The organism is Klebsiella quasipneumoniae subsp. quasipneumoniae, assembly GCF_020525925.1.
Lineage (GTDB): Bacteria > Pseudomonadota > Gammaproteobacteria > Enterobacterales > Enterobacteriaceae > Klebsiella > Klebsiella quasipneumoniae.
The window spans coordinates 2,180,862-2,194,170 of sequence record NZ_CP084876.1 but is presented as its reverse complement, the minus strand read 5'-3'; the positions used below and the strand labels follow the sequence as shown (position 1 = coordinate 2,194,170).

The window sequence follows — 13,309 nt, the reverse complement described above, 5'->3', positions numbered from 1 at the left end:
AACGTCACGAAATGCGGCGTCGGCGCGGTGTACACGCCAGCCGCCGCCGGGCGGACCTTTTTTGGTAGTGATTTCAACGGTGACAACGGCCAGGCGATTAATTATTATGCAACTCAGGACGGCAATTTGCCGAAGGATCCACTACTGACCTCTCCGTCATCGGAAATAAAATGTTTAACCCAGACCAGAATCGTCTTGCCCCCACGCTGGCGATGATCATGGCCGCGTCGCTCGTGGGATTTATCACCGGCTATACGGTGCCGTTAATCAGTCTTGAGCTGGCGCAGCAGCAGGTTGCGCCGCTGTACGTCGGCCTGCTGGCCGCCCTGCCGCCCGCCGGCATGATGATCTCCTCTTTCCTCTCTCCTGCGCTGTGCCGGCGCGTTGAAATGGGCGTACTGCTGAGCGGCAGTCTGATCCTGCTGGCGCTGGCGACCATCGCCTCATGCATGACCACCGATATGACGCTGCTTCTGCTGCCGCGCCTGCTGACCGGCCTGGCCTCCGGGGTCATTATCGTACTGGGCGAAAGCTGGATCACCGGCGGCGCGGCGGGCAGCCAGCGCGCCACCCTCACCGGCATCTACGCCTCGGCCTTTACCGGCTGTCAGCTGGCCGGACCGCTGCTGATCTCCGTCGGCCCCGCCTGGCAGGCCTCGGCGCTGATGGCGATCGTCGCGGTCACCGCCGTCTGCCTGCTGATGCTGCGCCATCTGCCCACCGGCACCCGCGAAAGCCTTGGGGAGCGCGCCAGCTGGCGCAGCCTCGGCGCCTTCCTGCCGGTACTGGCCTCCGGGGTCTTCTGCTTCGCCTTCTTCGACGCCAGCATCCTCGCCCTGCTGCCGCTGTACGGCATGGACAAGGGGCTTAATGAAGGAATGGCGGTGCTGCTGGTGACCGTGGTGCTTACCGGGGATGCGATGTTCCAGACCCCGCTCGGCTGGCTGGCCGACCGGGTCGGCATTCGCCGCGTGCATCTGGCCTGCGCGGTGGTCTTCAGCCTGTCGCTGCTGGCCCTGCCGCTGATGCTCGGCTCACGCATTCAGCTGATGGCCATTTGTCTGCTGCTGGGCGCCGCGGCGGGGGCGCTGTATACCCTGTCGCTGGTGCGGGCGGGGAAAACCTTTAGCGGACAGAAGCTAATTATGATTAACGCCCTGTTCGGCTTTTTCTGGTCCGCCGGCAGCGTCGCCGGACCGGTAGTCAGCGGCATGCTGATCGGCATCACCGGCTACGATGGCCTGATCGCCACCCTGGTGGCCAGCGGCGGGCTGTTCCTGCTGATCCAGTGTCTGTGTAAAAACGAGAAAACCCTGCTCGCCAGCGAGCAGGAAGAGGACATGGACGAAGCGACGGAGTCCGCGCAGTAGTCCTGACGGCTGGCCTGGCGCCAGCCTTTTTTATGGCCCTTACCGGAGGGTATCCTGTTTTTGCTGGCTCACTGCTGTTAACCATTGCCGGCCCCCCTGCCAGGAGGAAATCATATGGAAAGTAATACGTTACATCGTGGCAGATTGATCGATCATATTCTGCTGGTTGTCGAAGACTTTGCGGCAAGCAAAAACTTCTATACCGCCGTACTGTCGGCGCTGGAGATCCCGGTTATTACCACCGCTAATGACTACTTGCTGGCCGACGAACTGGTGGTGGCCTCACGCCACAGCCAGGAGGCCGCCGGGAAACTGACAGGGCGCCACCATCTGGCGTTCCAGGCCAGAGATCGCGACATGGTGGACGCTTTTTACCATGCAGCGCTGACCCATGGCGGCCGCGATAACGGCGCGCCTGGCGAACGACACTATCATTCTGGTTACTATGCCGCTTTTGTGCTGGATCCGCAGGGGAATAATATTGAGGCGGTGTACCATGGCGAGGCTGAGCGCAGCGCCGGGTCTGTTGCCATCCGCTTCACGCAGTAAGCGGGCGAAAGTCACCTTTTTGCCCGCAACAGGAGGACACTATGTTTTCATACATTATGCTGGGAACGAACGATCTACCACGCGCCATCGAGTTCTATGACCCGTTAATGGCATTGCTGGGGCACGCCAAAGCCGGCCGTAACGAACAAGGCGCCTCATGGGGCACCTTCAACGGAAACCAGACCTGCGGGCTGTGCGTGGGCGTCCCCTTTGATCAGCAGCCTGCCGGGGTGGGCAATGGAACGATGGTGGCGCTTAACGCCCGCTCCGTCGAACATATTGCGGAACTGCATGCCCTCGCCCTGCAACTCGGCGGACGTGACGAAGGCGCGCCCGGTCACCGTCCGCAGTATGGCGACGGCTTTCACAGCGCCTACGTCCGCGATCCCGACGGCAATAAGCTGGCGTTTGTTTATTATGCGTCGGCAGCTTGAATGGCTGCTGCGGAAGTGCCTTTTTCAGGCAGTAATGAGTAATTCAGGACGGCCGACTTCGCCGTCCTGATTTCATTGAGAATAACGAAAAACCGCGGTTAAAGCGCTACGGCTTATCTTCCCGACGAGTTATCTACAGCGAAGTGATAACGTAATCCGGCGTCGCGCATACAGCGTTTCCGCCGCCAGCTGAAAATGACATTCCATCTCCCTCAGCTTTTTCGTCTTGAGCTGTTTTACTGGAATACCTTTGATCTGCCCTGTCGCGACCAACCACCGGATATCAGCCGTACTCAGCTTGAGCTGCTTTTTCAGTATTGATAGCAGGCTGACGCGAAAAGGCTGAAGGACCCGAACGCGCACCATTATTTGCGGGCAAGCCATCAACCTGACCGACCAATGCTCCTGAATACGAAAATCAGGTTGCCCCGACGGCTCGGCGCCGTTGCGCTTCAGCGTCGCGAGGTCAGCGGCATAATAGCGAACCATGGCAGCATCGTTCTGCCTCAGACGCTGAAGCCGTTCGCGGTTAATCTTGCTGACGTGCAGCCTGGAAAACAGGGCGATATTCCAGGTGTAATCGCAGTGCGTGCATTTATAGATGCTCCAGATATCCAGCAGCTTCTTTTGCGAATTCACCCGGATGGCGCCGGAAGGGGCGAAGTCGCGTTTTACATTGCAGGAGGGGCAGCGTTTGGCAATGTGCTGATACCCCACGGGCGTGACCGTCCATGTAACTGTCATAACGTACCTTTTTTAACCCATACGAAACCGAGTCCGTCATTAACGGACCATGATTTTTGGCGTATGAAAAATAGTTAGTCGCTATTTTTCAGTGGGTTAAAAAAAGATTTCCAACGTTATATTCCTGGTGAAGCCCAAAGCGATACCCGGAGATTAACAAAGGAGTCGTCGCGGGATTTATGAGTTCAGTCAATGTTTATACTGATGATGAAAAATATCATCAATATATCTGACAACACTCAGCGGGCTGGCCTGGCGCCAGCCCGCCCGGTTTACAGCACCTTGCTGAGGAACGCGGCGGTGCGTGGGTTGGTCGGCGCGCTAAAGATCTGCCCCGGCTTGCCCTCTTCCTGAATCACGCCCTGGTCGATGAAGATCACCCGGTCGGCCACTTCGCGGGCAAAGCCCATTTCGTGGGTCACGATCACCATGGTCATCCCCTCGCTGGCGAGGTTTTTCATCACCTCCAGCACGTCGCCCACCAGCTCCGGATCCAGCGCCGAGGTGGGCTCATCGAACAGCATTATCGACGGCTTCATCGCCAGCGCGCGGGCAATCGCGACGCGCTGCTGCTGGCCGCCGGACAGGCTCGAGGGCCAGGCGTCGCGCTTATCGCTTAAGCCCACCTTCGCCAGCAAGGCTTCCGCCAGGTCGACCGCCTGCTGGCGCGGCATATTACGCAGATTCATCGGCGCCATAATCAGGTTTTCCAGCACCGTCATGTGCGGGAACAGGTTAAAGCGCTGGAACACCATGCCGACGCTTTCGCGCATCTTGTTGAGGTCGGTAGTGCGGTCGTGGGCGGCAAAGCCGTTGACCACCACCTCGCCTTCGCTGACCGTCTCGAGGGCGTTCATACAGCGCAGAAAGGTACTTTTCCCCGATCCGGAGGGGCCGATGATGCACACCACTTCCTGCGGTTTAATGTCGCAGCTGATGCCGCGCAGCACGTGGCTGTCGCCGAAGCGCTTATGTAAGTTATTAATGTGAATCACTTTTGCCAAACCTCTTTTCCAGACGGTTAACCAGCTGCGCCAGCAGGAAGGTGATCACCCAGTAGACCAAGGAGATGGTCAGGTAGGGTTCCCAGTAGGTGGCGTAGGCGCCGGAGACGGTGCGCGCGGCGTAGGCCAGATCGGCCAGGCCTATCGCCGAGGCCAGCGACGAGTCTTTGACTATGGCGATGGCGTTGTTGCCCAGCGGCGGCAGAATGCGGCGAAACGCCTGGGGCAGGATCACCTTGCGCATGGTTTTCCACCACGGCATGCCCAGCGCGCGGGAGGCCTCCATCTGCCCTTTGTCGATCGACTGGATGCCGGCGCGGAAAATCTCCGACACATAGGCGCCAGCGTTAAGGGTGATCGCCACAATGCAGGAGAGGAACGCCCCGTAGCTGGCGCGCAGCTCGCGGGCAAAGTCGGCGCTCATCAGGCCGCTGGTCACCAGCAGGCCGTCGCGCGGGTTAATAAACAGCGGCACCAGCGCAAAGTGCACCACCATGATCTGCACGAACAGCGGCGTACCGCGGAAGGCGCTAACGTAAAAGCGCACCGGAAACTGCACCAGGTAGCGGAGAATATATTTCCATGGCCCGTGCTCGGCCTTCGCCATCCGTCCGAGACCAAGGGTTAACCCCCACAGCGTCCCGAGGATCACGCAGATAATGGTACATTTAATCGTCATCAGGGCGCCGTCCACAAACAGCGGGCCGTACTCCTCGATGATCTCCCAACGGAATCCCGTCATAGTCCTTCCCTAAAAAATACGGCTATCGCCTGGGCGATAGCCGTGGTCACTGAAAAAGGTGGGTTATTGCGCTGGCAGCGTCGGCACGTTGTCGTCGAACCAGGTTTTATAGATTTTGGCGTAAGTTCCGTCGGCAACAATCTTCTGCAGACCGGCGTTGATTTTGCCCAGCAGTTCGCTGTTGCCTTTCGCCACTGCGATACCGAAATACTGGCGTTCAAATTTGGCATCCGGCACCAGCTTGAACTGCTTCTCCGGGTGCTGCTTGATGTAGTACTTCACCACCCCGACGTCACCCACCGCGGCGCTGACGCCATCCTCGAACAGCTCCTGGAGCATCAGCGGGGTATTGTCGAAGCGCTTGATCGCCGTGCTGTTTTTGCCCAGTACCTCAGAGACCACGATATCGCCGGTGCTGGAGTTCACCACCCCGACCTTCTCGTTTTTCAGGGCCGCGAGGGAATCGACCTGCGAATCCTGGGCGACGACGATAGACTGCTCGGCCGGGAAGTACGGCGCGGAGAAATCGACCATCTGTTTGCGTTTATCGGTGATGGTGATCCCGGAGATGATGATGTCGCGGTCGCCGGTGTTCAGCGTGGCGAAGATACCTTCCCATGGGGTATTGACCAGTTTGACGTCAAAGCCTTCGGCTTTGGCGATGGCTTTGATGATGTCGATATCAAAACCTTCCAGCTGTTTCTGGCTGTTTTCAAATTCAAATGGCCGGTAGGTGCCGCCGGAGCCGACGGTGTAGGTTTCCGCAGCCGCCTGTCCGGCTGCCGTAAGCGCGGCCATCATGAAACACGCTTTGAGCAAATTCTTAACCATGAGATATCCTTTTTATGCATTTATTTTGCATAAAAATACACACACTTACTTTTGTATGCAACCGGAAACCTTCCCGCTGGTGAATTATCTTATCAACTGGCCCGTTTACCGCCGGATTTACCGATGGCCCGGTGCAGGTCGTTGATTCGCTTCAGGGATTTCACCGTTTTTTGTGGCGTGGTCGAGGCCACCGACAGGACAATCATCTCCAGACAGACCAGCACCGTGCCGTGCAGCGGCATCCGGCTACTGTCCCCGCCGCGCGGGACGTCGATCACCACCTGCGCCTCCTGACTGAAGCGCGAGTCCACCGCCTGGGTCAGCAGGATGGTCGGAATACCCAGCCGCTTCGCCTCGCGCAGGGTGGTCATCCCTTCGCGATGGGGGGATTTTTGCCCCATCATGATCAGCACATCGCCGCGCTGCAGGCCGATAAGCTGTTCGGCGAGGCTAAAGCCCGTGCGGTTCATCACGTAAGCCGGCAGGCCAATGCGGCTGAACAGCCGGGCGGTGTACTCGGCGAGGATCCCCGAGGCGCCGATGCCGAAGATCCCCACCTGGCGCGCGTCGCTGAGCAACGCCACCGCCTGGGCCACCGCCGCGCGGTTGTCGGCCCGCGACAGGACCTCGCAGACCCGCTGGTGCCCTTCAAGCACAAAATCAATACTGGAATTGACGTCGCTGGCGAGTGCGGTGACCGTCGAGCGCATCTTTTCCGCCGAGGTGACCGAGGTGCCGAACCAGCGCTCCATAGTCTGCTTAAGCTCGCGCAGCCCGGCGAAGCCCAGCGCCTGGATGGCGCGCACCACCGTGGCGTCAGAGGTCTGGGTCGCGGTGGCGATCTCCATCGCCGTCTGCTCCAGCACCACCTCGCGGTTGTCGTTGATATAGCTGACCACGGCCCGCAGGCGGGGAGAGAGCTGATGCGCCCGGGCGCGATAGCGTTCGCCGAACAGGTCGACCCGCCCCTTCTCTTTTTTCACCGCGCTTTTCATTTGGCCACCGCCGGGATCGGCCTGCCGGCAATATGCGACTGCACCTGGGCCACCATCAGAGAGAGCGCGGCGTAGGAGTTGGAGATCACCTCCTCCCGCGGCAGCAAAATATAGCGCCCGGTGCGGCAGGCGCGCATAAAGTCGCACCAGCCGGGCATCACCCCTTCCATCGCCTGCAGCTCATCCTGCGGCTTACCGCCGGTATCCGACCGCCAGGTGGCGAAGACAAAATCGGCGTCCAGCTCCGGCAGCTGTTCCGCGCTGACGTCAATTCGCTGGCCGTCGGGGATCCGCTCAATCAACGGCGGAAAGCGGAACCCGGCGTCGCGCAGCACCCGGCCCAGCGCGTGGTAAGAATGATGCACCGTGACCTTGCCGTTGTTCGCCTGGATCACCGAGACGCTGTACTGCGACGGGTTGACCATCGCTTTCAGCTGCTTGATTTGCTCCTGATAGCGGCGCTCGAGGATCGCCAGCCGCGGCTGGGTGCCGGTCAGCTGCGCCAGCTTGCGGTAAATTTCCGGGGCGCTGCCCTGCAGATGGTCGATGCTCACCGTCGGGGCAATCTTCTCCAGCTGCTCCACCGACACGTGGCGGCTGGGCTCGGTGATGATCAGATCCGGCCTGACGGCAGCCACCGCTTCCAGATCGATATCGGCGGTGCCAATAAAGCGGATATCGCTGTTATCGAAATCGACACCGGTGAGCTGGGCGCTGGAGCGCAGATAGTGGCTGCCGTCCGGGCGCGTGCGGCCGTGGCTGGCGATCGGTGGCGCCCCGAGCTCAATCAGCGGAATAGTAATATCGAGATCGTGCATCGAAACAATGCGCTGCGGATGCAGCGGGACGGTGACCGTGCGGCCTAAATCATCGGTAAAAGTTTGAGTTTGTGGGTCGGCGGCGCTGACGGCCCCCGTCAGCAACAGCAGCAATGAGACGAACCAACGCATAATACCTTCCTGATTAAAGGGCATCACGGCGACGCCAGAGCAAGACAACAAAGAACGGGCAGCCCACCAGGGCAATCACAATCCCCGCCGGGATCTGCAGCGGCGCAAACGCCAACCGACCAAGGGTATCGGTCGCCAGCACCAGCAAGGCGCCAATCAGGGCGCTGCCGCTCAGCAGCGAGACCTGACCGCCGCGCAGCACGAAACGCGCCATATGCGGCGCCATCAGGCCCACAAAGCCCAGGCTGCCGACGCAGGAGACGCTGGCCGAGGTCAGCAGCACCGGGGCGAAAAAGCGCAGCAGAGTCAACTGCTGCAGACGCACCCCGAGGCCGATGGCGGTTCGGTCGCCCAGCAGCGCCGCGTCCGCCGCCCGGGCGGTACAGAACAGGATGATGGCACCGGGCAGCGCCCAGCAAAAGGCCACCGCCAGCAGCGACCAGGTGGCGGCCTGCAGGCTGCCCGCCAGCCAGATCATTGCCGTCTGCACGTCGCGAACGTCGGCGGTGGTCATAAAGATGCCGACCGCCGCCGCCAGGGTCCAGGAGACGCCGACGCCAATTAAAATAAAGCGCGGTCGCGAACAATCGCGCGCCAGCGTCAGGACCAGCAGGGCCACCGCCACGCCGCCGACCATTCCCGCCAGCGGCCGCCAGACCAGGCCTACCGCCGGGAAAAACAGCACCAGCGCCAGGACCACGATGCTGGCTCCCTCTTTGACGCCGATCAGCCCCGGGTCGGCCAGCCCGTTGCGGGTGATGCTCTGCATCGCCGCGCCGGCCAGCCCCAGCATAGCCCCGCACAGCAGCGCCATCAGGATCCGCGGCAGGCGGATATCAAACAGAATAAAGCGCGGCTGCTCGCCAATCTCCAGCGGCGCCAGCAGGGCCCGCGCCAGCGTCGACGCGGGCAGCGGATAGCTGCCGCGACTGAGGCTGTACAGCCCCAGCGCCAGCAGCATCAGCAGCATTAAGGCGGCAATGTTAAGCGCCGCCGGGCGCAGCAGCAGCTGGCGGGAAGCGAAAACCAGCGGCCGAAAGCCGGCCCGATGGACGGCGCGCATCATTTAAAAAACCTCGCGGCGATAAAGATAAACAGCGGCGCGCCCACCAGGGCGGTCATCGCCCCGGTGGCCAGCTCCTGAGGGGCGACCAGCGTCCGGGCGGCGATATCCGCCAGGAGCAGCACCAGCGCCCCCACCGGCGCCGCCAGGGGCAGCGCCAGGCGGATATCTTCCGTCACCAGACGGCGCACCACGTGCGGCACCACCAGCCCGACGAAGCCGATCGGCCCGGCCACCGCCACCGCCGCGCCGCAGAGCAGCGCAATCGCCAGCAGGCCCAGCAGCCGGGTCTGGACGAGGTTCACGCCGAGGCCCAGCGCTACCTTATCCCCCAGCGCCAGCACGTTGAGGCGCGGGGCAAGGAACAGCGCAACGCCAAGGCCGATCAGCGCCGGGACCAGCGCCGTCCGCAGCGTGCTCCAGTTCAGCCCGGCCAGATCGCCCGCCAGCCAGGTGCGCATCGCCAGCAGCGTTTGTTCATCGAGAATTAATATCGCCGCCGTCACCGCCGACGCAAACGCCGACAGCGCTACCCCGCACAGCGTGATGCGCAGCGGCGTCGCTCCGCCGCGACCGGCAGAGGCCAGCGCCATCACCCCGCCGAACAGCAGCGCCGCGCCGCAGGCGGCGGTCAGCGGCCGCGCGGCGGGGAAAGCGCCGAAGGAGAGCCCCAGCGCAGAGGTCGCCACCACCGCCAGCGACGCGCCGGCGTTAAGGCCGAGGATATGCGGCTCGCCCAGCGGGTTGCGGATCACCGTCTGCAGCAGCAGCCCGGCGACGCCGAGCGCCGCGCCGGTCAGCAGCGCCGCCGCCAGCCGCACCAGGCGCAGTTCGACGATTATCCGCTGATCGAAGTTACGCGGGTTGTACTCCAGCAGCGCCTGCAGCACCGTCTGCGGGGCGATCCAGCGGGCGCCCAGGCCAAGATGCACCAGCGAGCCGGCAATAAGCAGCAGCGTAAGCAGGAGCAGCGCCAGCCGGGGACGGGCGCGCCGCCGCGCGGGATGCAGGCTAACCACGCTCATTGTGCCGCCGCCTGGCGGGCGCGAAACGGCATAAAGAACGGTTTGCCGGTTTGCGGGTTAATCGACATCTGCACGTCAACATCAAACACGCGTTTAATTAGCTCAGGGCTACAGACTTCACCGTCGCTGATCGTGCCGGCGATGCGCCCCTGTTTAAGGAATACCAGCAGATCGGCGTAGTTGACGGCAAAGTTAAGGTCATGGAGCACCGTCACCACCGTACGGCCATGCTCGCGGGTCAGGGTCTGGAGCAGTTCGAGAATATCGACCTGATAGCGCAGGTCGAGCCAGGTGGTCGGTTCATCAAGCAGAATCGTGGCCGTTTGCTGGGCCAGCGCCATGGCGATCCAGCAGCGCTGACGCTGGCCGCCGGAGAGGCTGTCCACCGGCAGATGAGCAAACTCGCGGGTGCCCGTTAAGCGCAGCGCCTCTTCCACCGCCAGCTCATCGGCGTCGGACCACTGGCGCATCAGCCCCTGCCACGGGAAGCGACCGCGCGAGACCAGTTCGAAAACCGTTAACCCTTCCGGCGTCAGCGGCGATTGCGGCAGGATGCCGAGCTGGCGCGAGACGGCCTTCGTCGGCATCTGATGAATGGCTTGCCCGTCCAGACGCACGCTGCCGCCGAGCGGTTTCAGCATCCTGGCGATGGTCGACAGCAGCGTGGATTTGCCGGAGCCGTTCGCCCCTGCCAGCACCGTCATTTTGCCGGTGGGGATGGTCAGGTTGATGTCGTCAACGATCAGGGTCTGGCCGTAGCCGGCCGACAGGGCATCCAGTACGATCCCCTGCTCTGCAGGTGTCACCCGCTGTGGCATAACTCGCTCCTGCGCCGCAGCGTTCCAGGCGATGGCTGGACATTCTGCAGTCAAATCAAAATAAATCTCATTCTCTTTTGATCATGACGGGGATGAATGTAGTAGTCAATAGTCGCCATCGTCTTCAAGCGCGGACGATGACTACAGCGAGGCCGCGCCAACGCAATAGAATTAAAATAAAATAATATCAAATAGATAACCACAGGATATTCCCTGATGGAGGTGTTTAAAACGCCCTGTTCCCCGCCGCTGATTTTTTATCTTGTATAACGTTTACTACTACATTCCTTCATGATTGAATGATTCTCAATTACACGTAGAAAGGCGCGTTCAGACGCTAAATCGCGTGTTTTTATTATTCAGGGCAATGATTTTATTGGCTTTATCTGACCGCAAAGGCAGATTCGTTCACGAGAAAAAGATAATGACTCAACCCCATGTCGCCTTCACCTCGTTGCAAGGGCGGGCGCTTTTTTCGCTTCTTTTTTTAGCCTCACCGGGATTAATGGCCGCGGAAAATAACGCGGCGAAAGGTAACAACGACGCGGAAGAGACCATCACCGTGGTGGCCGATGGCGCCCAGCAGAGCGCCACCAGCGGCTATCAACCGCTCAGCTCCTCTACCGCGACGCTGACCGCGATGCCGCTGCTGGATATTCCGCAGGTGGTGAATACCGTCAGCGACCGGGTTCTCGAAGATCAGCACGCCACCTCGCTCGACGAGGCGCTGTATAACGTCGCCAACGTGGTGCAAACCAACACCCTCGGCGGCACCCAGGACGCCTTTACCCGCCGCGGCTTCGGCGCTAACCGCGACGGCTCGATCATGACCAACGGTTTGCGCACCGTTCTGCCGCGCAGCTTTAACGCCGCCACCGAACGGGTGGAAGTCCTGAAGGGACCCGCCTCGACGCTGTACGGTATTCTCGACCCCGGCGGGCTGATCAACGTCATCACCAAACGTCCGGAGCGGCAGTTCTCCGGTTCGGTTTCCGCGACGTCCTCCAGCTTTGGCGGCGGTACCGGCAGCGTCGACGTCACCGGCCCCATCGAAGGCACGAATCTGGCGTACCGGCTGATTGGGGACTATCAGAATGAAGATTACTGGCGCAATTTCGGTAAAAACAAAAGCAGCTTTTTCGCCCCTTCCCTGACCTGGTTTGGCGACCGGGCGACGGTGACCGCGTCCTATTCGCACCGCGACTACAGCGCGCCCTTTGACCGCGGCACTATTTTCGATCTGAATACCGGCCATGCGGTGAACGTCGATCGCAAAACCCGCTTCGATGAAGCGTTTAATATTACCGATGGCTATTCCGACCTCGCCCAGCTCAACGCCGAGTATCGCCTTAACGACGCCTGGACCGCGCGCTTCGATTACAGCTACAGCCAGGATCACTATAACGATAACCAGGCGCGAGTAATGGCTTATGATTCGGCGACCGGCAACCTGACCCGCCGGGTCGATGGAACCCATGGCTCCACGCAGAAGATGCACTCGACCCGCGCCGACCTGCAGGGCAACGTGGTGGTGGGCGGCTTTTATAACGAACTGCTGACCGGCGTCGCCTATGAGAATTACGATCTGCTGCGCACCGATATGCTGCGCTGCAAGAACGTGAAAGGCTTTAATATCTATCATCCGGTCTACGGCACCCTCGACACCTGCAATACCGTCTCCGCGTCCGACAGCGATCAGCGGATCCAGCAGGAGAGCTATGCCGCTTACGTGCAGGACGCGCTGTACCTGACCAACAACTGGATCGCCGTCGCCGGCGTGCGCTACCAGTATTACACCCAGTACGCCGGTAAAGGCCGACCGTTTAACGTCAATACCGACAGCCGCGATGAGAAATGGACGCCGAAAGCCGGCTTGGTCTACAAAGTGACGCCGAACGTGTCGCTGTTCGCCAATGTCGCCCAGTCGTTTATGCCGCAGTCGTCGATCGCCAGCTATATCGGCGAGCTGCCGCCGGAAGAGTCCACCTCCTACGAAGTGGGCGCCAAATTCGACCTGCTGGAGGGCATTACCGCCAATATCGCGCTGTTTGATATTCATAAGCGCAATGTGCTGTACACCGAGAGCATTGGCGATGAGACGGTGGCCAAAACCGCGGGCAAGGTGCGTTCCCAGGGCGTGGAAGTGGATCTGGCGGGGTCCATCACCGATAACCTCAGCGTGATCGCCAGCTACGGCTACACCGACGCCAAAGTGCTGGAAGATCCGGATTACGCCGGGAAACCGCTGCCGAACGTACCGAAACACACCGGTTCGCTGTTCCTGACCTATGACATTCATAACGTCTACAACAGCAACACCCTGACGGTGGGCGGCGGCGGCCATGCGCTCAGCAAGCGCTCCGGCACCAACGGCGCGGATTATTATCTACCGGGCTATGCGGTGGCGGACGTGTTCGCCGCCTATAAGATGAAGCTGCAGTATCCGGTGACGCTGCAGGTGAATGTGAAGAATCTGTTTGATAAGACCTATTACACCTCTTCCATCGGCACCAATAACCTCGGCAATCAGATTGGCGATCCGCGTGAGGTACAGTTCACGGTGAAGATGGATTTTTAAGCCGTACATGGCGTCGCGCCGGATGCTCATTGCCGGGCGGCGCTGCGCTTGCACCGGCCTACGGTCCTTCCCCTTCCTCTCGAGTTCCCAGGCCCGGTAAGGTGCAGCCGCCACCGGGCAAAACGTGACGCATGGCGCCGGATATCCATTGCCGGGCGGCGCTGCGCTTGCACCGGCCTACGTTCTACGGTCCTTCCCCTTCTGTG

The 13,309-nt window shown here is 60.9% G+C and carries 12 protein-coding genes and 1 pseudogene; 4 read left to right on the top strand and 9 right to left on the bottom strand.

The genetic code is table 11. The features are described 5' to 3' along the window. Nucleotides 1-170 precede the first annotated feature (170 nt). From LGM20_RS10615 to LGM20_RS10605, 3 genes are all read left to right on the top strand, one after another. Nucleotides 171-1,370: an MFS transporter gene (locus LGM20_RS10615; RefSeq protein ID WP_044523748.1), complete on the top strand. Its 1,200-nt coding sequence runs from the start codon at nt 171-173 to the stop codon at nt 1,368-1,370. Between the two features lie 114 nt (nt 1,371-1,484). Then, nucleotides 1,485-1,919 carry a VOC family protein gene (locus tag LGM20_RS10610; RefSeq protein ID WP_044523749.1) on the top strand — a complete coding sequence of 145 codons (435 nt, stop codon included), beginning with the start codon at nt 1,485-1,487 and terminating at the stop codon, nt 1,917-1,919. 41 nt (nt 1,920-1,960) lie between these two features. Then, nucleotides 1,961-2,353 carry a VOC family protein gene (locus LGM20_RS10605; RefSeq protein ID WP_032453198.1) on the top strand — a complete coding sequence of 131 codons (393 nt, stop codon included), beginning with the start codon at nt 1,961-1,963 and terminating at the stop codon, nt 2,351-2,353. A gap of 129 nt (nt 2,354-2,482) precedes the next feature. Here LGM20_RS10605 and LGM20_RS10600 read toward each other — a convergent pair whose 3' ends face one another. From LGM20_RS10600 to LGM20_RS10560, 9 genes and pseudogenes are all read right to left on the bottom strand, one after another. Further along, entirely contained in the window at nt 2,483-3,070 is a 588-nt protein-coding gene (locus tag LGM20_RS10600; protein WP_162823530.1) for a DUF1062 domain-containing protein, read from the bottom strand. Between the two features lie 299 nt (nt 3,071-3,369). Then, complete coding sequence (locus LGM20_RS10595; RefSeq protein ID WP_004189541.1) at nt 3,370-4,092, bottom strand: amino acid ABC transporter ATP-binding protein; 723 nt, start codon at nt 4,090-4,092, stop codon at nt 3,370-3,372. Further along, complete coding sequence (locus tag LGM20_RS10590) at nt 4,079-4,843, bottom strand: amino acid ABC transporter permease (protein ID WP_004151161.1); 765 nt, start codon at nt 4,841-4,843, stop codon at nt 4,079-4,081. Before LGM20_RS10590 ends, LGM20_RS10595 begins: the two co-directional genes overlap by 14 nt. Nucleotides 4,844-4,906: 63 nt before the next feature. Further along, a complete protein-coding gene (locus LGM20_RS10585; RefSeq protein ID WP_008804504.1) occupies nt 4,907-5,674 on the bottom strand; it encodes a basic amino acid ABC transporter substrate-binding protein in 768 nt (255 codons plus the stop codon). A gap of 92 nt (nt 5,675-5,766) precedes the next feature. Further along, a pseudogene (locus LGM20_RS10580) lies at nt 5,767-6,700 on the bottom strand (MurR/RpiR family transcriptional regulator). After that, nucleotides 6,666-7,643 (bottom strand): ABC transporter substrate-binding protein, encoded by a 978-nt coding sequence (locus LGM20_RS10575; protein ID WP_162823528.1) that lies wholly within the window; start codon nt 7,641-7,643, stop codon nt 6,666-6,668. The pseudogene LGM20_RS10580 and the gene LGM20_RS10575 overlap by 35 nt, the downstream one beginning before the upstream one ends. After that, a complete protein-coding gene (locus LGM20_RS10570) occupies nt 7,633-8,685 on the bottom strand; it encodes a FecCD family ABC transporter permease (RefSeq protein WP_044523751.1) in 1,053 nt (350 codons plus the stop codon). The genes LGM20_RS10575 and LGM20_RS10570 overlap by 11 nt, the downstream gene beginning before the upstream one ends. Beyond that, a complete protein-coding gene (locus LGM20_RS10565; protein WP_044523758.1) occupies nt 8,682-9,707 on the bottom strand; it encodes a FecCD family ABC transporter permease in 1,026 nt (341 codons plus the stop codon). Before LGM20_RS10565 ends, LGM20_RS10570 begins: the two co-directional genes overlap by 4 nt. Further along, the gene (locus LGM20_RS10560) at nt 9,704-10,525 is read right to left on the bottom strand and encodes an ABC transporter ATP-binding protein (RefSeq protein WP_032453205.1); all 822 of its coding nucleotides are present in this window, start codon (nt 10,523-10,525) and stop codon (nt 9,704-9,706) included. Before LGM20_RS10560 ends, LGM20_RS10565 begins: the two co-directional genes overlap by 4 nt. A gap of 505 nt (nt 10,526-11,030) precedes the next feature. On the opposite strand from LGM20_RS10560, the gene LGM20_RS10555 reads away from it, so the two are divergent. Further along, nucleotides 11,031-13,103 carry a TonB-dependent siderophore receptor gene (locus LGM20_RS10555; protein ID WP_115660679.1) on the top strand — a complete coding sequence of 691 codons (2,073 nt, stop codon included), beginning with the start codon at nt 11,031-11,033 and terminating at the stop codon, nt 13,101-13,103. Nucleotides 13,104-13,309 lie beyond the last annotated feature (206 nt).